This window comes from Leifsonia sp. NPDC058248 (genome assembly GCF_042881905.1).
Classification (GTDB): Bacteria; Actinomycetota; Actinomycetes; order Actinomycetales; family Microbacteriaceae; genus Leifsonia.
Window position 1 is genome coordinate 222,637 of the sequence record NZ_JBHVXB010000002.1, and the last position, 20,294, is coordinate 242,930.

Annotated in this window: 21 protein-coding genes; 7 read left to right on the forward strand and 14 right to left on the reverse strand. The window is 69.0% G+C overall.

The genetic code is table 11. The annotated features are described in order from the left end of the window. Positions 1-93: 93 nt before the first annotated feature. Together ACFVV5_RS04200 and ACFVV5_RS04205 are read left to right on the forward strand one after the other, a co-directional pair. On the forward strand, positions 94-480 hold the full coding sequence (locus ACFVV5_RS04200) for a VOC family protein (protein WP_387239418.1): 387 nt from the start codon (positions 94-96) through the stop codon (positions 478-480). Between the two features lie 130 nt (positions 481-610). Beyond that, positions 611-1,234: an HdeD family acid-resistance protein gene (locus ACFVV5_RS04205; RefSeq protein WP_387239421.1), complete on the forward strand. Its 624-nt coding sequence runs from the start codon at positions 611-613 to the stop codon at positions 1,232-1,234. Between the two features lie 33 nt (positions 1,235-1,267). Here ACFVV5_RS04205 and ACFVV5_RS04210 read toward each other — a convergent pair whose 3' ends face one another. Together ACFVV5_RS04210 and ACFVV5_RS04215 are read right to left on the reverse strand one after the other, a co-directional pair. After that, entirely contained in the window at positions 1,268-3,265 is a 1,998-nt protein-coding gene (locus ACFVV5_RS04210) for a S9 family peptidase (protein ID WP_387239424.1), read from the reverse strand. Next, complete coding sequence (locus ACFVV5_RS04215; protein ID WP_387239427.1) at positions 3,262-4,032, reverse strand: SDR family oxidoreductase; 771 nt, start codon at positions 4,030-4,032, stop codon at positions 3,262-3,264. The genes ACFVV5_RS04210 and ACFVV5_RS04215 overlap by 4 nt, the downstream gene beginning before the upstream one ends. 107 nt (positions 4,033-4,139) lie before the next feature. On the opposite strand from ACFVV5_RS04215, the gene ACFVV5_RS04220 reads away from it, so the two are divergent. From ACFVV5_RS04220 to ACFVV5_RS04235, 4 genes are all read left to right on the forward strand, one after another. Beyond that, on the forward strand, positions 4,140-4,637 hold the full coding sequence (locus ACFVV5_RS04220; RefSeq protein ID WP_387239430.1) for an NfeD family protein: 498 nt from the start codon (positions 4,140-4,142) through the stop codon (positions 4,635-4,637). Then, on the forward strand, positions 4,634-5,638 hold the full coding sequence (locus ACFVV5_RS04225) for an SPFH domain-containing protein (RefSeq protein WP_387239433.1): 1,005 nt from the start codon (positions 4,634-4,636) through the stop codon (positions 5,636-5,638). The genes ACFVV5_RS04220 and ACFVV5_RS04225 overlap by 4 nt, the downstream gene beginning before the upstream one ends. Further along, on the forward strand, positions 5,635-6,390 hold the full coding sequence (locus tag ACFVV5_RS04230; RefSeq protein ID WP_387239436.1) for a glycerophosphodiester phosphodiesterase family protein: 756 nt from the start codon (positions 5,635-5,637) through the stop codon (positions 6,388-6,390). The genes ACFVV5_RS04225 and ACFVV5_RS04230 overlap by 4 nt, the downstream gene beginning before the upstream one ends. Positions 6,391-6,481: 91 nt before the next feature. Then, positions 6,482-6,850 carry an RNA polymerase-binding protein RbpA gene (locus ACFVV5_RS04235; protein WP_387239438.1) on the forward strand — a complete coding sequence of 123 codons (369 nt, stop codon included), beginning with the start codon at positions 6,482-6,484 and terminating at the stop codon, positions 6,848-6,850. A 30-nt stretch (positions 6,851-6,880) separates the two neighbouring features. Here the strand turns inward: ACFVV5_RS04235 and lnt are convergent, their stop codons facing one another. The 10 genes from lnt to ACFVV5_RS04285 all read right to left on the reverse strand — a co-directional run bounded on the left by lnt (position 6,881) and on the right by ACFVV5_RS04285 (position 17,119). Continuing rightward, complete coding sequence (lnt, locus tag ACFVV5_RS04240; RefSeq protein ID WP_387239441.1) at positions 6,881-8,431, reverse strand: apolipoprotein N-acyltransferase; 1,551 nt, start codon at positions 8,429-8,431, stop codon at positions 6,881-6,883. A gap of 61 nt (positions 8,432-8,492) precedes the next feature. Continuing rightward, the gene (locus ACFVV5_RS04245; RefSeq protein WP_387239443.1) at positions 8,493-10,922 is read right to left on the reverse strand and encodes a DEAD/DEAH box helicase; all 2,430 of its coding nucleotides are present in this window, start codon (positions 10,920-10,922) and stop codon (positions 8,493-8,495) included. A gap of 9 nt (positions 10,923-10,931) precedes the next feature. Continuing rightward, positions 10,932-11,684: a twin-arginine translocase subunit TatC gene (tatC, locus tag ACFVV5_RS04250; RefSeq protein ID WP_387239446.1), complete on the reverse strand. Its 753-nt coding sequence runs from the start codon at positions 11,682-11,684 to the stop codon at positions 10,932-10,934. A 42-nt stretch (positions 11,685-11,726) separates the two neighbouring features. Further along, the gene (gene tatA, locus ACFVV5_RS04255) at positions 11,727-11,996 is read right to left on the reverse strand and encodes a Sec-independent protein translocase subunit TatA (protein ID WP_387239449.1); all 270 of its coding nucleotides are present in this window, start codon (positions 11,994-11,996) and stop codon (positions 11,727-11,729) included. A gap of 4 nt (positions 11,997-12,000) precedes the next feature. Further along, positions 12,001-12,351 carry a hypothetical protein gene (locus tag ACFVV5_RS04260; protein WP_387239452.1) on the reverse strand — a complete coding sequence of 117 codons (351 nt, stop codon included), beginning with the start codon at positions 12,349-12,351 and terminating at the stop codon, positions 12,001-12,003. A 10-nt stretch (positions 12,352-12,361) separates the two neighbouring features. After that, positions 12,362-13,336: a helix-turn-helix transcriptional regulator gene (locus ACFVV5_RS04265; protein WP_387239455.1), complete on the reverse strand. Its 975-nt coding sequence runs from the start codon at positions 13,334-13,336 to the stop codon at positions 12,362-12,364. Beyond that, the gene (locus tag ACFVV5_RS04270) at positions 13,329-14,414 is read right to left on the reverse strand and encodes a helix-turn-helix transcriptional regulator (RefSeq protein WP_387239458.1); all 1,086 of its coding nucleotides are present in this window, start codon (positions 14,412-14,414) and stop codon (positions 13,329-13,331) included. Before ACFVV5_RS04270 ends, ACFVV5_RS04265 begins: the two co-directional genes overlap by 8 nt. Positions 14,415-14,431: 17 nt before the next feature. Beyond that, complete coding sequence (locus ACFVV5_RS04275) at positions 14,432-15,352, reverse strand: peptidylprolyl isomerase (protein WP_387239461.1); 921 nt, start codon at positions 15,350-15,352, stop codon at positions 14,432-14,434. A 58-nt stretch (positions 15,353-15,410) separates the two neighbouring features. Further along, the gene (locus ACFVV5_RS04280; protein WP_387239463.1) at positions 15,411-16,436 is read right to left on the reverse strand and encodes a tRNA (adenine-N1)-methyltransferase; all 1,026 of its coding nucleotides are present in this window, start codon (positions 16,434-16,436) and stop codon (positions 15,411-15,413) included. Continuing rightward, positions 16,433-17,119, reverse strand: a complete 687-nt coding sequence (locus tag ACFVV5_RS04285; protein WP_387239466.1) for an HAD family hydrolase — start codon at positions 17,117-17,119, stop codon at positions 16,433-16,435. Before ACFVV5_RS04285 ends, ACFVV5_RS04280 begins: the two co-directional genes overlap by 4 nt. Before the next feature lie 88 nt (positions 17,120-17,207). Between ACFVV5_RS04285 and ACFVV5_RS04290 the strand changes: the two genes are divergently transcribed. Next, positions 17,208-18,149: a proteasome assembly chaperone family protein gene (locus tag ACFVV5_RS04290; protein ID WP_387239469.1), complete on the forward strand. Its 942-nt coding sequence runs from the start codon at positions 17,208-17,210 to the stop codon at positions 18,147-18,149. Between the two features lie 25 nt (positions 18,150-18,174). Here the strand turns inward: ACFVV5_RS04290 and mshC are convergent, their stop codons facing one another. Beyond that, positions 18,175-19,422 (reverse strand): cysteine--1-D-myo-inosityl 2-amino-2-deoxy-alpha-D-glucopyranoside ligase, encoded by a 1,248-nt coding sequence (gene mshC / locus ACFVV5_RS04295; RefSeq protein ID WP_387239472.1) that lies wholly within the window; start codon positions 19,420-19,422, stop codon positions 18,175-18,177. Positions 19,423-19,428: 6 nt separating this feature from the next. Further along, the gene (locus tag ACFVV5_RS04300; RefSeq protein ID WP_387239475.1) at positions 19,429-20,292 is read right to left on the reverse strand and encodes an undecaprenyl-diphosphate phosphatase; all 864 of its coding nucleotides are present in this window, start codon (positions 20,290-20,292) and stop codon (positions 19,429-19,431) included. Between the last annotated feature and the right edge of the window lie 2 nt (positions 20,293-20,294).

Genomic DNA, 20,294 nt, shown 5'->3' on the forward strand with positions numbered 1-20,294 from the left:
GCCCGACGTCGATGCCTGCCTCGGGATCCGACGTCCCCATAGCGATCCCCGTTCCCCCCGTGGCACACTGGCTGCACCGACAAGGAGGTCGTCATGGCCGAACAGACGAACGCCGGAATCCGCGGAATCAGCACGGTCGGCATCCCCGTCAGCGATCAGCACAGAGCACTCGCGTTCTACCGAGACATCCTCGGCTTCGAGGTGCGCGTCGACGCGCCGGTCCCGCAGCTCGGTTCACGCTGGATCATGCTGGCTCCTCCCGGCGCCGACGTCTCGATCTCGTTGGTCGCAACTCCCGACAGCGCGCTTGTCGGCGTCGAGACGGGCATCCGGTTCTCGAGCCCGGATGCCGAAGCCACCTATGCCGCGCTCACAGCAAACGACGTGACGGTCGGCGAATTCATGCGGTGGCCGGGCGTGCCGCCGATGTTCGCTGCCAACGACCCCGACGGCAACCGCTTCGAGGTCGTCGAAGAGTAGGCTCGCCCGACGCGGAACCTCTCACATCTGACTCCCAGGAAACGCCGACGGCTACAGCGCTTCCCCGCAGGCGCGCCATTAGCTTGGCACCAGGCCACCACGCGGGCGGCCGGCAGAGGAAGGACGCACCATGACAGCTCCGGGTCCCGTCGATTCAGTGTTCCACGAGTTCTCGCTCGACGCCGAGAACCTTGACCGGTCCGCCATCAACGGCGTGCGCATCGCTCTCGGCATCAGCGGGGTCGCCGCCCTCGTGCTCGGCGTCGTCCTGCTCTTCTGGCCCGAGAAGACGCTCGCCGTCGCCGCCGTCTTCCTCGGCGTCTACTTCATCATCGCCGGAGTGATGCGCGTGGCTCTCGGCATCTTCGGCAGAGGCATCAACGGCGGGATGCGCACGCTCAACATCATCCTCGGCGTGCTGCTGGTCATCGCCGGCATCGTCGCTCTCAAGAATGTGTCCGCCGCCGCCGTGACGCTGGTGATCATCGCCATCGCGTTCGTCGGAATCGGGTGGATCATCGAAGGCGTGATGTCGATCGCCGAGTCCAGCCGCGCATCCCGGTCGGGCTGGGCGATCACCTACGGCGTCGTCAGCATCCTCGCCGGCATCGTGGTCCTGTTCCTGCCGGCGTCGTCCGCCGTGTTCCTCCTGTGGTTCGCCGCCATCGCTCTGGTGGTGCTCGGCATCATCGGCATCATGCGCGCCTTCACGTTCGGCCGCGACGCACGGAAGGCCTCCCCCGCCGTCGCGTGAGGCGGCGGCCCGAGGGAGGCTCCGTGAGCCCGGTCAGACGTCGTTGCGCGAGCTCGGCAGGTAGCGCGCCCACCAGTCGAGGATCGCGTCGAAACGCTGCTGACGGTGACGGGGGCGTCCCCCTCGGCTGAGCTCGTGGTCCTCACCGGGGAAGATCAGCAGCTCGGCGTCGACTCCCCCGCGTCTGAGCGCGGCGTAGTAGCGCTCGGCCTGCCCGAGCGGGCAGCGCAGGTCGTTCGCCGAGTGCAGCACCAGCGTCGGCGTCGTCACCTCTCCGACGACGGCCTGCGGGCTCTGCGACCGGATCAGCTCCGGATCGGTGCCCGTGTACTCGTCGCTGAAGAAGCTGCCGATGTCGCTCGTCCCCACGAACGCCTCGGGGTCGAGGTAGCCGCGTTCCACGATCGCTCCGGCGAAGCGGTGGTCGTGCGCGATGGTCCAGGCCGTGAGGTACCCGCCGTAGGAGCCGCCCATGATCCCGACGCGCGACCCGTCGAGGCCGGGCGTCTCGGCGATCGCGCCGTCGAGGAAGTCGAGCACGTCGGTGAAGTCGACCGTCCCCATCGCCTGCCGGATCGCTCGGCCGTGCTCCTGTCCGTACCCCGCGGATCCCCGCGGGTTGGACATCACGACCGCGTAGCCGGCGTCGGCATACACCTGGGCTTCATCGAAGATGCTTCCCGTGTACGACGCGAACGGCCCGCCGTGGATGCTGAGCAGCACCGGATGCGGCCCCTCGCCTTCCGGGACCACCACCCAGCCGTGCACCGGGTAGCCATCACGGCCGCTCACTGTGAGCTCGCGCGGAGTGACGATGCCGCTCCCCCGCAGTTCGCGCGAGAAGTCGGTCAGGCGTCGCAGGCCGCCCACTTCGACTAGCGCGACGTCGCCGAAGGTCGTCTCGTCGGCGACGGACGCGACCACGGTCGTCCCGGCGACTCCGACGCCGTTGACGATCGTCTTCGGAGCCGTCAGCCGACGGGAAGCCCCGGATGCGCTCACCACGGTGAGCACGAGCCCGCCTCTGCTGGTGTCGCGCACCAGCACCGAGTCGTCTTCGTACGCGACGATGTCGGAGTCGGTGAGGTCGACCGTCTCGGGGTCGGTCAGCCGGCGCGGCTCCGCGTTCGGCGTGTCGATGGCGTACAGCGCCGTGTTGCGCGCGACGAAGTCGGTGCCGCTCGGGCCCACATCCTGTGCGGTGAAGTAGAGCACCCCGTTCAGTCCGTACCCGACGGCGACCGTCGAGAAGTCGCCGAACGACCCGGTCGCATCCTGGGGCTCGGCGTCACTGCCCAGGACGAGCAGGAAGACGTTCTCCCGCAGATCGTCGTCGCGTCCCTCGTGCCGTGACGAGAGGAAGGCGAGCGTCGAGCCGTCCGGCGAGAACGCGATCCCGTGGTCGTCCCACTCCCCCGACGTCAGCTGCACCGGCTCGGAGACGGCCGGCCTGGCCGGGGCCGTGCCCTCCGCCGTCGGAGCGGGCTGAGCGATCGGCTCGCCCCACACGTCGGGCACCGGGATCGAGAAGACATGGGCGGGCCGATCAGTGATGAAACCGAGTCCGTTCGACTGATATTTCAGTGTCCGGATGCGCCGCGGAGCCTCCGCGTCCGGCTCGAGACCGTCGACCGTTCCGTACCGGCCCTGCTCGGGCTCCCGGCTGACGAAGGCGAGCGTGCGCCCATCCGGAGCCCAGGCGAACTCGGAGACGCCGAGGGTGCGGTCGGTGGCCTGTACGGGCTCGCCTCCGGCCGCGTCCACCACGTAGACCTGGGGCGGCGACTTGGGCACGACCCGCAGGAAGGCGATCAACCGGCCGTCCGGTGAGAACTGCGGCGCCCCGTCGCGGAAGCCGCGCGTGAAGCGCTTGGGGGCGGCGTGGCCGGTGAGCGGAACGGTCCAGAGCTGCCCGACCGTGGCGTCCGCCTCGAGCGACGGATGCGTCACGCCGACGACGGCGCGACCCCCGCCCGGATGCACGGTCGGCTTCGAGACGCTGGTCAGCAGCCCGAGATCGGCGGCCCTCATTCGGAGACCGGCTCGAAGCTCGAGACGTCGCCGACCAGCCGCGTGTGGTCGGCCGGGATCGGGTCGACGACCGCCTGCGTGATCTCGGCTGCGAACTCGCTCACGTTGTAGAGCTTGCCTGCCGCCTCCTTCCTCGCGTCGATCGCGCCCGGATTGAGGCGGTTGAGGAGGGTCGCGGTGATCGTGCCCTCGATCATGTCCCCCGAGACCACGACGAAGTCGATGCCCTTCTCGGTGAGCGACGGAATGAGCGCACGCAAGGCGTCTTCGCCGGCGCGCTTGCTCTGAGCGACGGCCTCGTACTCGGGCATCGTCTCGGTCGTCTTGATGAAGTGCGCCTGGTGGCTGGTCACGAACACCACCCGCGAGCCGGGGGCGAGCAGCGGCAACGCCGCGTTCAGGGTGCTGACCTGCGCGTCGCGGTTGAGCTGCATGGCGTAGTCCGCGGCCATGCCCGACTCCATCCCGCCGGAGGCGTTGAGGATCAGCACGTCGAGGCCGCCCCACTCCGTCGCGACCGTGTCGAACATCCCGGCCACCGACACCGGGTCGGTGAGGTCGGCGCCCACGGTGAGGGCGGTGCCGCCCGCCTCGCGGATGGCGTCGGCGAGCTTCACGGCGCGCGCCTCCTTGTTGCGGAAGTTGATGACCACAGCGGCGCCGGCGGACGCGAGGTTTTGAGCGGTGTCGGCGCCGATTCCGCGGGAAGAGCCCGTGATCAGGGCGCGCTTTCCGTCGAGGGCACCGGGGGCGAGAGGGTTGGACACGAAGACTCCTAGCACGATGGTTTACTCGTCCCTGAGACTACCAAGTGGGTTCCGCACGTCCGGCCTCGCAACTGATACCTTCGAATCAACCAGCGAAGGGAGCCGACATGGACATCACGTCCTTTGCCTGGATCGTGTGGCTCGTCCTCATCCTGGTGTTCATCATCATTGAGATGCTGACCCTCGATTTCGTGTTTCTGATGATCGCCGTCGGCAGCGTCGGCGGCCTGATCTCCGGGTTGTTCGGAGCCGAATGGTGGCTGCAGCTGCTCATCGCCGCGGCGCTGTCCGTGTTGCTGATCTTCACCATCCGGCCGCCGTTGCTGCGCCTGTTGAAACGCGGCGGCGACCCCACCAAGAGCAACGTGGATGCTCTCATCGGAATGTCCGGTGCAGTCGTCTCGACGGTCTCCCGCACCTCCGGGCTGGTCAAGCTCGCCGTCGGCGAGACCTGGACCTCCCGGCTCGCGCCCGGCTCGGCTCCCGCCGACCTCGTGCCGGGCGAGCATGTCGTCGTCGTCGCGATCGAGGGGGCGACCGCCGTCGTGGCGCCCGCACCCATCTCGGCCGGCGCAGACGGCTTCACCGAAAGGAGCGTCTCGTGACTCCCGCAACCCAGCTGGTCGTCCAGATCGTGGTCTTCGTGATCGTCGCGATCATCGCGATCTTCGTTCTCGTCACCCTGTTCAGGGCCATCCGGATCGTTCCGCAGGCCACGGCGGGTGTCGTCGAGCGTCTCGGCCGCTACCACAAGACCCTCAACCCGGGGTTGAACATCGTGGTGCCGTTCGTCGACCGGGTGCGACCGCTCCTCGACATGCGCGAGCAGGTCGTGTCGTTCCCGCCGCAGCCCGTGATCACAGAGGACAACCTCGTGGTCTCGATCGACACCGTCGTCTACTTCCAGGTGACGGATGCCCGTGCCGCGACCTACGAGATCGCCAACTATCTCGGTGCGGTCGAGCAGCTGACCACCACGACGCTCCGTAACGTCGTCGGCGGGCTGAACCTCGAAGAGGCGCTGACCAGCCGCGACGAGATCAACGGCCAGCTCCGCATCGTGCTCGACGAAGCCACCGGCAAGTGGGGCATCCGGGTGTCGCGCGTCGAGCTCAAGGCGATCGACCCGCCCCTCTCCATCCAGGACTCGATGGAGAAGCAGATGCGCGCCGAGCGTGACCGCCGTGCGGTCATCCTCACCGCAGAGGGCACCAAGCAGTCCGAGATCCTCAACGCGGAGGGCATGCGGCAGGCCTCCATCCTCAAGGCTGAGGGCGACGCGAAGGCGGCCGTACTCCGGGCCGAGGGCGAGGCGAAAGCCATCACCACCGTGTTCGGCGCCATCCACGAGGGCAACCCCGACAACCTGCTCCTCGCCTACCAGTACCTGCAGACGCTTCCGAAGCTGGCCGAGGGTCCCGCCAACAAGCTGTGGATCATCCCGAGCGAGCTCACCCAGGCGCTTCAGGGCCTCGGCCAGGCGTTCGGACCGAAGGGCGCGCCGGGAGCTCCCGAGACGTCGGGCGTCGCCTCTGCTCCTGATGTCGCGGCCGCCCCCAGCGTCGCGGCGGCCTCCGCCGGCGGTGACACCGCTCCTCCGGCGTGACGTTCCTCTCCGGTCCGCTCCCCCGGATCATCGCTCACCGGGGCCTCGCGATCGAGGCTCCGGAGAACACGCTCCTCGCGTTCCTGCACGCACTCAACGCGGGCGCCACGCATCTCGAGACCGATGTGCACGCGAGCGCCGACGGCGTGGCGGTGATCAGTCACGACTCCGACCTCTCCCGACTCGTCGGCCGCGACGTGCGGATCGAGCAGCTCACGATGCCCGAGCTGCGCCGCGTCGACCTCGGGCACGGTCAGTCGTTCTGCTCGCTCACCGAAGCGCTCGACGCGTTCCACCACGCCCGATTCAACGTCGACATCAAGGATGCCCGCGCCGCCGGCCCGACCGCGGATGCCGTGCTGAAAGCGCGCGCGACCGGGCGCGTGCTGATCACGAGCTTCGACGAGAAGCGCAGGCGCGCGGCCGCGGATGCCCTTCCCGGGGTCGCGAGCTCGGCATCCGTCACCCGATTCCTCCCGGCCATCCTCGGCGCGAAGCTCGGGCTGACCGGGGTCGCGCGTCGCGCGCTGCGTGGCCTGGTGGCCGTGCAGATCCCCGAACGCGACCACGGCGTGCGTCTGGTGACCGCCCGGACGGTGCGGATCCTGCACGCTGCCGGCGTCGAAGTGCACGTGTGGACCGTCAATGAACCGCTCGATATGGAACGCCTGCTGGATCTCGGCGTGGACGGCCTCGTCACCGACCGCTGCGACCTCCTGAAATCGCTGGTCGCGTCACGAATCCGAGCCTGAGAAGGCCCTGGGAGAAACGCGCCGACGGAAAGAGAATCCCCAGCTTGTTGGTTTATAACTGGTGAGCATCGCGCGAAGAGGAGACCACACAATGGCAGATCGTAGTTTGCGCGGAATGAGGCTCGGCGCCCAGAGCTTACAGAGTGAAGAAGGCGTCGTCTACTCCCCGCGTTCCCGTTATACATACCTGTGCCCCGAGTGCGGCCAGGAGACCGAGATGGTGTTCTCGGCCGAGGCAGAGGCCCCCGACACCTGGGAGTGCAGGCACTGCGGGCACGAGGCGACTCTGCTCGTCGGCGACCTCCCCGTCGAGGTCGACCGTTCCGACGTCAAGACCCCTCGCAGCCACTGGGACATGCTGCTCGAGCGTCGCACCCGTGCCGAGCTCGAAGAGCTCCTCGAGGAGCGCCTCACGTACCTGCGCGCCCGTCGCGGCGGCGAGCACAAGATCGGCGCCTGAGCGCCCACCCGCACGACCCGAAGGCCGTTCTCATCTCACGATGGGGGCGGCCTTCTCCACGTCCGGGTGCGGCTGCTTACGGGCGCCGAAGGCGATCAGCAGCCCGAACAGTCCCAGGCCCGCGACCAGGAACTCGATTCCGCGGCTCAGGAGCGTGGCGGGTGTCGTCGTCGTTCCGAGCGGCACATCCGCCACCATGTGGCCTGGGGTGAACGGTGGGATGCTCGCGATGGTGCGACCGGACGGGTCGATGATCTGGCTGCTGCCGACCGTCGAGATGTTCACGAGCGAGCGTCCGGACTCGATGGACCGCAGCCGGGCGATCGCGAGCTGCTGCTGGTTCTCGTCGGTCTCCCCGAAGTCCGCGTTGTTCGTCTGGGCCAGGATGACCTGCGCGCCGCCGTCCATCATGTCGGTGAGGAGCTGGTCGTCGACGATGTCGAAGCAGATCGAGATGCCGGCCCGGACACCGTTCACGTCGAAGACGTTGTTCCGCGTGCCCGGGGTGTAGTCGCGTCCGATCAGGTCGATCAGCGACGGGGCGAACTGACGCCAGAAGGCACGGTCGGGCACGTACTCGCCGAACGGCACCGGGTGCTTCTTGTCGTAGTAGTCCACCGCACCCTGCCCGCTTTTCCAGAGCAGCGATGTGTTGAAGTACTCGCCGTCACGCTGGGTGATGGTCCCGACGATGAACGGGGCGCCCATCCGGCGGCTGAGGGCGTCGAGGATGGCGGCCGTGTCGTCGTCGCGGGTCGGGTCGGGCTGCGCCGTTCCCTCGGGCCAGACGACCATGTCGGCCTTCTGGTCCTCGATCTTCTGGGTCTCGGCGATCTGGCTGTTCAGCACGGCATCCGGCGGCGCGTTGTCGAAGTAGCCGGCCGGTCCGTTCCCCTGCACCGCCGCGATACGCGTCGTGCCGTGGGTCGCAGCCGGCCAGGCCGGGACGACGAGCACGAGGGCGACCGCTCCGATCGCCAGGGCGCCGCGCCACACGCGCTGCACGTCGAACGCGAAGCAGAGCTCGAGCAGCAGCGCCACCAGCCACACCATCACGAAACCGAGGCCGGAGATGCCGAGCCAGGCGACCAGCGGCGCGAACGGGCTCTCCGACTGGGATTCGGCGACCCGGCCCCAGGAGAACCCGCCGTACGGCCAGTTGCCCGCGACGTACTCGCGGAGGACCCACAGGCCGGAGACGATCAGCGGGAGCATCCCGAGCCGTCCTGCTCTGCTGGGCCACGCCCTCGGCACCCAGCGGTAGGCCAGGGCGACCAGCATCCCGCCCAGGCCGAAGAACAGAGCTTCCAGCGTCGACAGCGCCACCCAGGGGACGGGACCGAGGTAGAGCGAGGTCCACGACACGTGCACCAGGTAGAACGACTCCCCCGCGACGGTCGCGACGAGGAAGGCGCTGCCCGCGCGACGTCCCCGGAGGGAGATGAGCACCATGCCGACGCCGACGAAGGTGAGCGGCCACCAGTCCATGTCGGGGAAGCCCGCGTCCATCACCGGCCCGGCCAGCACCGCGATCGCGAGCGCCAGCCAGAGCGGCAGCGGCGCGCGGGGGAAACGGGTCACGGGGACAGAGCCTAGAGCACCCGGCCGAGCGGTCTCCGCACGTGCGCTGAGCGTTCCCTCGTCAAGCAACGGAGGAGTACGCGACGATGCCGCGTCTGATCGATTCGAGCGCCTGGCGCGCCGTGCGCCCCACCGGTCCCTGGGCGACCAGGGAGAGCTGATCGAGGAGGTCGATGGTCTGCTTGGTCCAGCGCACGAAGTCGCCCGCGGCCATGTCCGCCTCCGAGAGCACGGCGTTCAGGCTCGTCCCTCTGGCCCAGGCGTGCATCGCCAGCGCCAGGCTGGTCGAGGGCGGTTCGCTCCCCGACAGCCGGTTCTCGCGCTCCAGGTCGTCGAGCCTGCTCCAGATCTCGATCGTCTTCTCCAGGGCGGGCCGGAACGCGCCCTTCGGCAAATACCGGTCGTGGGCGAGCCCTTCATCCCGTCTCGGCTCGAAGACGAGGGCGCACGCCATGGCGGCGAGACTCGGCGCGTCGAGCTGGTTCCAGATGTTGCGACGCAGGCATTCGGCCACCAGCAGGTCGCGTTCGCCGTAGATGCGCTTGAGGGTGCGGCCGTGCACGGTCAGGGCGGTGGTCCCGTCGTCGTCCGTGAGGTAGCCGAGTTCGAGCAGCACGTCGGTGACGCGGTCGAAGACCTTCGCCACGGCGCCGGTGCGCGACCGGATCTGCCCGCTGAGAGCATCCGTCTCCCGCTTCAGCTTCCACCAGCGTTCCGCCCAGCGCGCGTGCTGCTCGCGGTCGGGGCAGCGATGGCACGGATGCTCTTTCATGCGCTTGCGCAAGGCTGTGAGCTGGCGCTGGCGGCGTTCGCGGTCGGCACGCGAGGCGTTCTCGATGCGCGCGCCTTTGCGCTCCAGGTCGCTGAGCTCACGCCGGATGCCCGAGTACTCCTTGAAGTCGCCCAGGTGACAGGTCATCGCCTTCTCGTAGCCGGCGAGCGACTCCTCCTGCTGGCGCACCTTGCGCGCGAGGTCGACCACGGCCCGGTCGGCCTGGAACTGGGCGAACGACGACTCGAGGATCTCGCGGGTGCGCTCCCGGCCGAACTGGTCGACCAGGTTGACCGCCATGTTGTAGGTCGGCCGGAAGCTCGAGTTGAGCGGGTAGCTGCGACGGGACGCGAGCGAGGCCACCGACTGCGGGTCGAGGCCGTCCTGCCATTGGATGACGGAGTGCCCTTCGACGTCGATGCCGCGACGGCCGGCGCGACCGGTGAGCTGGGTGTACTCCCCCGGCGTGATCGGCACCCGCGCCTCGCCGTTGAACTTCTCCAGCTTCTCCAGCACGACGGTGCGCGCCGGCATGTTGATGCCGAGCGCGAGCGTCTCGGTGGCGAACACGACCTTCACGAGCTTGCGGCGGAAGAGCTCCTCGACGACCTCTTTGAACGCCGGGAGCATGCCGGCGTGGTGCGCGGCGACACCGCGCTCGAGCCCTTCGAGCCACTCCCAGTAGCCGAGCACCGCGAGGTCCTCGTCGAGGAACGTACGGCACCGGTCCTCGACGATCGCCCGGATCTCGTCGCGCTCATGCTGCTCGGTCAGCCGCACCCCCGACCGCAGCGTCTGGCGCACGGCCTGGTCGCAGCCGTTGCGGCTGAAGATGAAGAAGATCGCCGGCAACAGGTTGCGCTCCGCCAGCAGGTGCACGATCTCCGCACGGTCCATCCGGAACGACTCGACCCGGCCGCCCCGGGAGTGGTATCGCCCGACATCCCGCATCTGGCGCGAGTTCAGGGTGCGGCCGCCGTACCGGGCCATCTGCACGAGCTCCGGATTCACGCGGTTGGTCGCGGCGAGACCCGACGAGTCGAAGAGGTCGATGAGCTTGGTGCGCATCAGGATGTGCTGCTCCAGCGGCACCGGACGCTCTTCGGACACGATGACGTCGGTGTCGCCGCGCACGGCCTGCAGCCAGTCGCCGAACTCCTCGGCGTTCGAGACCGTCGCGCTGAGCGAGACCATCCGCACCTCCGAGGGCAGATGGATGATCACCTCTTCCCACACGGCGCCGCGGAACCGGTCGGCGAGGTAGTGCACCTCATCCATCACGACGTATGCCAGGTCGGTGAGGAGGTCGGAGTCGGCGTAGAGCATGTTGCGCAGCACCTCGGTCGTCATCACGACGATGCGGGCCCGCGAGTTGATGTTGGTGTCGCCGGTGAGCAGGCCGACCGACTCGGGGCCCCAGACCTCGACGAGCTCCTGGAACTTCTGGTTGCTCAGCGCCTTCATGGGCGCCGTGTAGAAGACCTTCGCGTTCGCCTCGCGCATGGCGAGGAAGACGGCGAACTCGGCGACGATCGTCTTGCCGGCGCCGGTGGGGGCGGCGACCAGCACGCTCTTGCCGTTCTCCAGACTCGCGCACGCCTCACGCTGGAACGGGTCGAGGTCGAAACGCAGGCCCGCTCGGAACGCCTCCAGCAGGGGTTGCCGGGTGCGGGAGCGGGAGGCCGCGAAGCGTTCGGCCGGGGACAGCTGATCGGTCACTGCACCAGCCTATGTCGCGAGTTCGGCCTCCAGGCGCAAGGCGGCTTTCGCCGCGCGGCGGTCGTGCAGCCACGCCACCCCGTAGGCGGCCAGATAGAGCACCACCATCGGGATGGCCAGGAGGAACATCGAGATCACATCGGCGGCCGGCGTCGCGATCGCCGTGAACAGCGCGATCAGGATGAACGCCCAGCGCCACGACCGGATGATCGACTTCGCGCTCAGCACTCCGACGAAGTTGAGGAGCACCAGGAACACGGGGAGCACGAACGCCACTCCGACGGCGAGGACCAGCTTGAGCACGAAGTCGAAGTAGGTCTTGGCCGAGATGATGGCGGAGTCCTCTCCCGGCGCGAAGCTCGTCAGGAGGTTGACGATGTGGGGCACCAGCAGCCAGCCCGCGAAGGCGCCGGCCAGGAAGAGCGGGACCGCGGTGAAGAAGAAGCCGAAGCCGTACCTGAGCTCCTTGCGGCTCAGCGCGGGCACGAAGAACGCCCAGATCTGGTAGAGCCAGATCGGGCTCGAGATCAGCACGCCGATCGTGATCGCGACCTGCATCTTGAGGTCGAACGCGCCGGTGATGCTGTCGTAGTTGAGCTGGGCCTGGCGGCCCTGCTGGGTGGCGATCTCCGTGATCGGCCCGCGCAGAGCATCCAGGAGATAGTCCGCGAGGAACCAGCCGGCGATCGCGCCGGCGAGAAGTCCCAGGGCAGAACGGAAGAGGCGTTTGCGAAGCTCGACGAAATGCTCGCCGAGCGTCATGCGACCTTCGCGGTTCCTGCCTCGCTTATCGGAGGCCACGACCTACGGCTTCGTGGGCGATTCGGACGACGGAGCGGCGGGAGCGGGAGGAGGCGTGGGAGCGGCGGACGCCTGCGTGCCGTCGACCGGAGCCGCAGCGTCGCCGGGAGCGGTCTTCTCGCCGTCCTTCTTCATCTCGTTGACTTCACCCTTGAAGATGCGCATGGACTGGCCGATGCTGCGCGCGAGACCCGGGAGCTTGGGCGCACCGAAGAGAAGCAAGATCACAGCGAGGATGATGAGCAGGTGCCATCCGGTGAGTCCGCCGAGCATGAGATCAATTCCTTCGAGTCAGGTGCGAAAACTGGGTGGGATCCGCGTTGACCAGAAGTTTACCTCGTCTGACCCGTGCGTCCCTGCGAGCTTGCCGCGCAACGGCACGATCGGCGACGGCCTGCTCCCGCTCGGCGCGGAGCTTCCCGGCATCCTCGAAGACGGCCGACCGGAAGGGGGCCTCGCGGAGCTCGTCGGCCCGCTCCGAGAGCACCTGCGCCTTCTCGGCGAGGGCGGTCACCTCGGCCGCGGCCGCCATGAGCTTGCGGAAGAGCCGGACGGCGAAGAGCGCGAGCATCCCCAGGAGCGCCAGCACGAGCGCTCCCCAGATCACCAGCCACGACCACCAGGGCATGTCGGGCAGCCTACCGGTACCGCTCGGCGCCGGCACGCGCCCAGTCGGCGACCACGCGGCGCGCCTCGGGCGGGTCGAGCACGGTGAGCACGCCCGAGTGCCCGGCGACGAGGCGTTTGAGCCCGTGGTAGTGGGCGACGCGCACGCTCGTGCGGACCAGGCCGTCCTGTTCGTCCCGCGGCGCACCGTCGGGGATGTAGTCGACGATCAGCGGGATGGCCGACGCCGACACCTCGATCTGCACGAGGAGGTCGTCGGGGGTGCCCTCGAAGAGCGTCTCGGGCAGTGTCACGTCGCCCGGGCGGTACGTGATCGGCTCGTCGGTGGCCGTCAGGTCGTCGATGCGGTCGAGACGGAAGGTGCGGATCGCGGTTCGGAGGTGGTCCCAGCCGCGCAGGTACCAGTCCTGGTCGATCGACTCGATGCGCAGAGGGTCGACACGGCGCCGTTCCCGTTCGCCCCGCGAGTTGAGGTAGTCGAAGTCGAGCTGGGTGCCGGTGGCGACGGCGTCCCGGATGATCGCGAGGGTCTCATCCGTCTCGGAGCCCGCGACGGCGACCTGACTCGGCGCCCCGGACGCGCCCCGTGCGAGCTTGGCCATCAGCGAGCCGATCACATCGCGGTCGGCGTTCTCCGGCAGCGAGGTGAGGTATTGCAGCCCCGCGATCAGGGCCGCCGCCTCCCGTGCTGAGAAGCGCGGCGAGTCGTCGATCGCGACCTGGTGGGTGAGGACGATCTGGTCGTTCTCCTCGAAGTCGTCCCAGGCGATGTCGAACAGGTCGCCCGGCTGGTACTGGTTGGTCTCACCGGGGATGCCGGACACCGCGATGAGCCGTACGGCGTCGCGCAGCTGCTCCTTCTCGACGCCGAAGTGCGAGGCGGCCTCGGAGACGCTCACCCGGTCGCGATCCATGAGGTAGGGGACGAGGGCGAGCAGGAACGCGAGCTTGTCCTGCGCCTGCATCGGTCTGCGGCGCTCAGCCATCGACGGCCTCCCCGCGTCGCTCGCCGGAGTCGGCCGGGTCGGCTGAGTCGCCGGAGATGCCGTCATCGTCGTGCGCCCGGAAGGTCACCAGCAGTCGGTCACGCACGGCATCGCGCAGCTCCGGAGGCGAGAGCACCACCACCTCGGGGCCGAAACTCGCCAGCTGGTCGGCGAGGATGTTGAAGTCGGAGTAGTTGACGGTGAGGCGGAAGGACTCGCCGTCGCGAGCGGTGGGAACCGCGTCACCGTAGCGCTTGCCGAGCCGGGTCGCCGCATCGGTGCCCGCCGCGACCTCGATCTCGGCGAGGTTGTCGGCCCAGATGCGTTCGAGCTCCTCCAGCGCCTTGGCCGCGAAGTCCGTGCCCTCGGGCTCGAAGGTGCGGCTGGTCACCTTGACCGGGCCGACCATGCGCGAGAGCAGGAACGTGCGCGAGCCCTTCGCGTCCTGATCGATGCCCTGCAGGTGCCAGCGGCCCTGATGCTGCACGAGCGCGAGCGGCGCGACGGTTCGCGTGCGCCCGGAGCTCTCACCGGGCTTGAGATACGGGAACTGCACGATCGCGTGCCGTTCGAGAGCGATGTTGAGCGGGTCGAACGCGCTCTCGCGCGCGCGCAGCCGAGGCGCGTAGCCCACGATCGGGTCGTCGGCCTCGACACCGAGCGAACGCAGCTTCATAAGGGCACGACGCGACTCGGACGAGAGGCTCCCCTCGCGCCAGACGGTGGCCGCGAGCCCGAGCAGGGTGATCTCCTCCGGAGAGAAGACGACGTCGGCCGGCAGATCGTATGCCCCTTTGGGAATGCGATAGCGCAGCAGCTGGTTGTTGCCCGCATCTCCCGGCGCCTCGACGGTCTCGAGAGGCACGCCCAGCTCGCGGATGTCGTCTTTGTCGCGCTCGAACTGGCGCTCGAGGCTGCTGTTGTCACCGCGGGACGCGTATCGCTGACGGTAGCCCTGAACAGTCGAGAGGATCTCGTTCTTCGTCAGTCCCGTCTCGGTCGCGAGCAACGCGAGCACAAGGCTGAAGAGACGCTCCTCGACCGGCACGCGGGAGGGCGAAGACGAGGACGGAGGCACCCCTCCATCCTAATCGGCTAGCGCACTCCCAGGATGTCGACGACCCAGACCAGAGCGGGCGTGCTGCCGTCGGTCGGGGTCACGACGGCGACCTGCGAGCCCACCTTCTTGCCGACCAGTTCCTTGAGCATGGCCTGCGGAAGCGCCGAGCCCTGCTGCACAGCGCTCGCGCCCGTGTCCATGGTGACCACGTCGGGGCTGCCGCCCTGCCACGTGCTCAGCGCGACGTTCTTGTTCTCCCAGCCGACCGCCGTGTAGTGCAGCACCGCACTGCTGTCTTTCTTGACGGTCGCGCCGGAACCCGCTTTCAGCTCTTCGGTCTCGACCTTCTTGGGCGCCGAACCGCTGGGGATCGTGACGCCCGGCTGGCCGGTCGGCGCAAGCACGACGGTCGGGAACCCGGAGACCGACGGCTGCGGCGTTCCGTTCGCCCGCGGCAGGTAGGCCTTGACGATGTCGACGACCGCGATCGCGGAGTCGGTCGACTGCGAAGACGGGTCGGCCGAGGTGTCTTTCGGAGCGATGGCGATGGCCAGGCGCGAGCCCACCGTCGCGCAGAGCAGACCGTCGTTCAGTGCAGGGATCGGGATGGCGCCGACGGCGATCAGCGGACCTCCGCCACCCTCATAGGTGCTGGCGCCGAGGCTCTGCTTGGTCGCCCCGTCGAGGAAGGAGTACTGGAACTCCACCATCTGCCCCTTCTGGAGCTTCTCCCCATCGCCCTGGATGATCGTCGACCGCTGCGAGGTCGTGGTCTCGACCGGGGTCGGGAACGTGACCTTCGGCTTCTCGCCGAACTTTCCGCTGACACTGATCAGGGCGGAGGCCGCTCCCGGCTTCAGAGCCTTGCTGCAGTCGGCGTTCGGGTCTGACGAGCATCCCGTGAGTGTGATGGCCAGCAGCCCAGCGGCTACGACGAGTGCGGTTGCTCTGCGCACGAGTCCTCTTTCGGTGCGATCGGTGGGAGAGGAGGGACGCGCCCTCCGGCCTCCCATGCTAGTTGATGGCGGGGTCGTCGTCGGACGCCCCGTCGAGGCCGCGCGCCTTGGAGAGCTCGGCGCTCGTGGCCGCCGCCCTGACCCGCTTGCGCAGGCTCTTCGGGCTCGACTGGCGCTCCCCCAGCGCTCCGGGCGTCCACGCTTCCACGTCCTCGTCGCTGTAGTCGCTCTTCGACGGACGGCGTTTGAGTTCGGGCAGCACGGTCCCCGGCGCGAGCCGTCGTGCAGTGATGAGGAAGCCGGTGTGGCCGATCATCCGGTGGTCGGGCCGCACGGCGAGTCCCTCGACGTGCCAGCCGCGCACCATGGTCTCGCTGGACTGCGGGTGCGTGTACTGACCGGATGCGCGGATCGCCTCGGCGACGCGCGACAGCTGGGTGACCGTGGCGATGTAGCAGAGCAGCACGCCGCCCGGCTTGAGCGCGGCCGTGACCACGTCCAGGCACTCCCACGGCGCGAGCATGTCGAGCACGACGCGGTCGACGCTCTGATCCTCGACGGCCGACGGAAGCGCTACCTGAAGATCCCCGACGGTGATCGACCAGTTCTCGGGGTCGCGCCCGAGGAACGTCGCGGCGTTGGCGCGCGCCACCTCTGCGAACTCGTCCCGCCGTTCGAACGAGCGGAGCGTTCCCGCCGAGCCGATCGCTCGCAGCAGCCAGAGCGACAGCGCGCCGGAGCCGACTCCGGCCTCCACGACGTTCGCGCCGGGGAAGATGTCGGCGAGGGCGAGGATCTGCGCCGCGTCCTTCGGGTAGATGATGGCGGCGCCGCGTGGCATCGACATCACGAAGTCGTTGAGCAGCGGGCGCAGCGCGAGGTGCTCGACGCCGACGTTGTTCGTGACCACGGACGCGTCGGGAAGGCCGATGATCGTGTCGTGCTCGAGGATCCCGCGGTGGGTGTGGAACACCTTGCCCGGCTCGAGCGTGATGGTGTTCATCTTCCCCTTGGGGCCGGTGAGCTGCACACGATCGCCGGCGCGGAACGGTCCGCTGCTCTGCGGCAGCTCGGTGTCGCTCATCGCACGACCGCCCGGGAGTTGAAGAGGTCGATGAGGTCGGCGGCGGTCTTGCCCTCCAGCGACGGCCAGAGTGCGTGCTCGTCGCTCTCGGGCAGCGGGACGGTGTGGGGAACGCCGATGGCGACGGCGCCGGAGTCGACGGCCGAGGTGAGACCCACGAGGGAGTCCTCGATGGCGACGGCGGAGGCCGGGGCGACGCCGAGGAGCTCAGCGGCGCGCAGGTAGGGCTCCGGATGCGGCTTCGCCTCGGTGACCTCGTCGCCGCTGACGATCACGTCGAAGGCGTCGAACGGGATCTGCGACACGATCTGCTCGGCCATGGAGCGCACCGACATGGTGACGAGCGCGGTCGGGATGCCCCGCTCCCGCAGCTCGGCGAGGAGCTCGCGCGCGCCCGGCCGCCACGGCACCCCTTCGGCGTCGAGCATCCGCTGGACGCGGTCGGTCAGCCACCGCACGATCTCGTCGGGCGTCAGGTCGACTCCGCGCGACTGGAGGATCTTCGCCGAGTTCCACAGGCCGAGCCCGACGAGGGTCAGGCCGTCGTCGTGGGTCCACGTGCCCCCGAACGATCCCACCAGCTCGGACTCGGAGGCCATCCAGTACGGTTCGGTGTCGACGAGGGTGCCGTCCATGTCCCATAAAACAGCGGATGGCAGCGACGGAGGAGTCAGAGAGGTCACGGGCCACAAGTGTATCGGTGACGCGCGGGCCTATCCTGGATGGATGGCGTCCGAACGGGCGCATGGGAGAGGACGAGGTACACCCACTGTGACCCAGGGCACGAACTTCCTCAGCGGCCGCATCCTGGTCGTGGCGTTCGAAGGCTGGAACGACGCGGGCGAGGCGGCGAGCGGCGCCGTCAAGACGTTGCAAGACGTCCTCGATGTGGTGCCGATCGCCGAAGTCGACCCTGAGCTCTACTTCGACTTCCAGTTCAATCGGCCCACGGTGACCGACGACGACGGGCACCGAAGGCTGATCTGGCCGTCCGCGTTGATGTACGGTCCCGTGCATCCGGGTGATCCGTCGCATGAACTGGCCGACGACGCCAATCTGCGGGTGAGCGGCGACAACACCGGCAACATCTATCTGCTGCTCGGCACCGAGCCGTCGCGCTCGTGGAAGAGCTTCACCGCCGAGATCCTCGACGCGGCGCTCGCCTCCGACGTCGGGGGAATCGTCTTCCTCGGCGCGATGCTGGCCGACGTGCCGCACACCCGCCCCATCTCCATCTTCGCCTCGAGCGAGAACTCGGCCGTCCGCACCGAGCTGGGCATCGAGCGCTCCACCTACGAGGGCCCGGTGGGCATCCTGAGCGCGATCGCCGAGGGTGCGGAGGCCGTGGGCATCCCGACCGTCACGATCTGGGCGTCCGTGCCCCACTACGTGCACAACGCGCCGAGCCCCAAAGCGATGCTCGCCCTGATCGACAAGCTCGAGGAGCTCGTCGACGTGACGATCCCCCGGGGAACCCTCGTCGACGAGGCGTCGGCGTGGGAGGCCGGCATCGACGCGCTCGCGGCCGACGACGAGGAGATGGCCGCCTACATCCAGCAGCTGGAGCAGGCGCGCGACACGGTCGACTCCCCCGAGGCGAGCGGCGAGGCGATCGCCCAGGAGTTCGAGCGCTACCTCCGGCGCCGAGGCGACGGACGGGACGGCCGCGACGGCCAGGCGGGCGGTCGCCCGGACGAGCCCTGGCGCTCCTGAGCCCCAGCCCTCGGCCTGACGACCGCTAGAGCCGGATGCCCAGCAGCGCGTCGATCGCGTCGGTGAGCTGCGTCGACACGGCACCAGGACGGCCCGCCGCCCACTCATCGATGGCACGCAGGGCGCCGGGGGTGTCGAGGTCGTCGCGGAGCGCTGCGCGCATCCGGTCGAGCATCTCCCGCTCCGCGGGCGCCGGGACGGCCTCGAGCACGCCGTTGGCGCGCGCCCGGTCGACGACCGCGGCCCAGGTCGCGAGCCGCTGGGCCGCCTCGCCCAGCCCGTCGTCGAACCACTCCCAGTCCGACCGGTAGTGGTGCGCGAGCAGGGCGAGGCGGATGGCACGCGGGTCGGCACCGGCGTCGCGCAGCTGCGACACGAGCACCAGATTCCTGAGCGACTTGCTCATCTTCTCGCCCTGGTATGCGACCATCCCGGCGTGGCTGTACACCCGGGCCAGCGGATGCCCGCTGAGCGCCGCCGCGTGGCCTGCGCTCAGCTCGTGGTGCGGGAACACCAGGTCGGAGCCGCCTCCCTGGACCGTGAAGTCGCGTCCGAGGTGCATGAGCGCGATCACGGAGCATTCGATGTGCCAGCCGGGACGCCCGGCGCCGGCCTCCGAGGGCCAGCTCGGCTCCCCGTCGCGGCTCGCGCGCCAGAGCAGCGGGTCGAGGGGGTCCTTCTTGCCTGCACGGTCGGGGTCTCCCCCACGCTCGGCGAACAGAGCGAGCATCGTCTGGCGGTCGAGGTTGCTCTCGTCGCCCAGCACCCACGGCGCGGCCTCCTGGGCCGCCCGGTTGTCGAAGTACACGTCGTCGTCGACGAGGTACGCGATGCCGCGGTCGAGCAGGATGCGCGTGGCGCGCCCCACCTGCTCGATCACCTCGGTCACGGCCACGTAGTCGTCGGGCGGGAGGATCCTCAGACTCTCCATGTCGTGACGGAAGAGCTCGATCTGCTGCGCCGCGAGGTCCCGCCAGTCGACCCCCGTCGCCGCCGCACGCTCCAGGAGCGGGTCGTCGACGTCGGTGACGTTCTGCGCGTAGTGCACGCGATAGCCGGCGTCCAGCCACACCCGCTGCAGGGTGTCGAACGCGAGGTAGGTCGCAGCGTGACCGAGGTGCGTCGCGTCATACGGGGTGATGCCGCACACATACAGCCGGGCGACATCGTCCGGCCGCGTTTCCACCAGCTGCTGGGACGCGGTGTCGTACAACCGGGGAGGGACGGACTCGCCGGCGGCGTGCGGCACCGCTGGCCGCGTCCAGGCGCGCATCCGGGGCTAGGCGGCGAGGACGCCGGTGGAGAGCAGCACGACCAGCAGTCCACCGAGCGCGAGGCGGTAGATCACGAACGGCAGGAAGCTGTGGCGCGAGATGTAGCCCATGAAGAAGACGATGACCAGGAGGCCGACGACGAAGGCGACGATGGTGGCGACAGCGGTCTCACCCGGGCCGAACACCTCGAGCGTGCAGGTGTTGGCAGCGGCCAGCGCCTCCGTGCACGGCTCCTTGATGGATTTGTAGAGCTGGAAGAATCCGCTCCCGAACACCGCCGGAAGCGCCAGGAGGAAGGAGTAGCGGGCGGCGGCCTTGCGCTGGTAGCCCATGAACAGCCCGGCGGTGATGGTGCCGCCCGAGCGGGAGACGCCCGGGATCAGTGCGAGGGCCTGCGCGAAGCCGAAGATGATGCCGTGGCCCCAGGTGAGGTCTTTGAGCCGGCGGGTCTTGGCGCCGACGTAATCGGCGACGCCGAGCAGGATGCCGAAGATGATCATCGTGGCCGCCACGATCCAGAGCGACCGGAGGGTGGTCTCGATCGCGTTCTGGAACAGCACGCCGAGCACCACGATCGGGATGCTGCCGATGATGACCAGCCAGCCCATCCGGGCATCCGGGTCGTTGCGGGGAATCCGGCCGAGCAGGGCGCGGAACCAGGCCGAGACGATCCGGACGATGTCCTTCCAGAAGTACAGCAGCACCGCCGCCTCGGTGCCGAGCTGGATGATCGCGGTGAAGCGCGCACCCGGGTCGGCCCCGGTGCCGAGCAGCTCCCCCACGATCCGGATGTGCGCGCTCGACGAGATCGGGAGGAACTCCGTGAGGCCCTGCACGAGCCCGAGGATGATGGCGTTGATGTAGTCCATGC

Excerpts from the sequence above, each read along its gene's own strand:
- ACFVV5_RS04210 (WP_387239424.1), bottom strand. The coding sequence starts at position 3,265 with ATGAGGGCCGCCGATCTCGGGCTGCTGACCAGCGTCTCGAAGCCGACC.
- tatA (WP_387239449.1), bottom strand. The coding sequence starts at position 11,996 with ATGCTCGGCGGACTCACCGGATGGCACCTGCTCATCATCCTCGCTGTG.
- ACFVV5_RS04220 (WP_387239430.1), top strand. The coding sequence starts at position 4,140 with ATGGACATCACGTCCTTTGCCTGGATCGTGTGGCTCGTCCTCATCCTG.
- ACFVV5_RS04200 (WP_387239418.1), top strand. The coding sequence starts at position 94 with ATGGCCGAACAGACGAACGCCGGAATCCGCGGAATCAGCACGGTCGGC.
- tatC (WP_387239446.1), bottom strand. The coding sequence starts at position 11,684 with ATGACGCTCGGCGAGCATTTCGTCGAGCTTCGCAAACGCCTCTTCCGT.
- ACFVV5_RS04265 (WP_387239455.1), bottom strand. The coding sequence starts at position 13,336 with ATGGCTGAGCGCCGCAGACCGATGCAGGCGCAGGACAAGCTCGCGTTC.
- ACFVV5_RS04205 (WP_387239421.1), top strand. The coding sequence starts at position 611 with ATGACAGCTCCGGGTCCCGTCGATTCAGTGTTCCACGAGTTCTCGCTC.
- ACFVV5_RS04235 (WP_387239438.1), top strand. The coding sequence starts at position 6,482 with ATGGCAGATCGTAGTTTGCGCGGAATGAGGCTCGGCGCCCAGAGCTTA.
- ACFVV5_RS04280 (WP_387239463.1), bottom strand. The coding sequence starts at position 16,436 with ATGAGCGACACCGAGCTGCCGCAGAGCAGCGGACCGTTCCGCGCCGGC.
- ACFVV5_RS04300 (WP_387239475.1), bottom strand. The coding sequence starts at position 20,292 with ATGGACTACATCAACGCCATCATCCTCGGGCTCGTGCAGGGCCTCACG.
- mshC (WP_387239472.1), bottom strand. The coding sequence starts at position 19,422 with ATGCGCGCCTGGACGCGGCCAGCGGTGCCGCACGCCGCCGGCGAGTCC.
- ACFVV5_RS04260 (WP_387239452.1), bottom strand. The coding sequence starts at position 12,351 with ATGCCCTGGTGGTCGTGGCTGGTGATCTGGGGAGCGCTCGTGCTGGCG.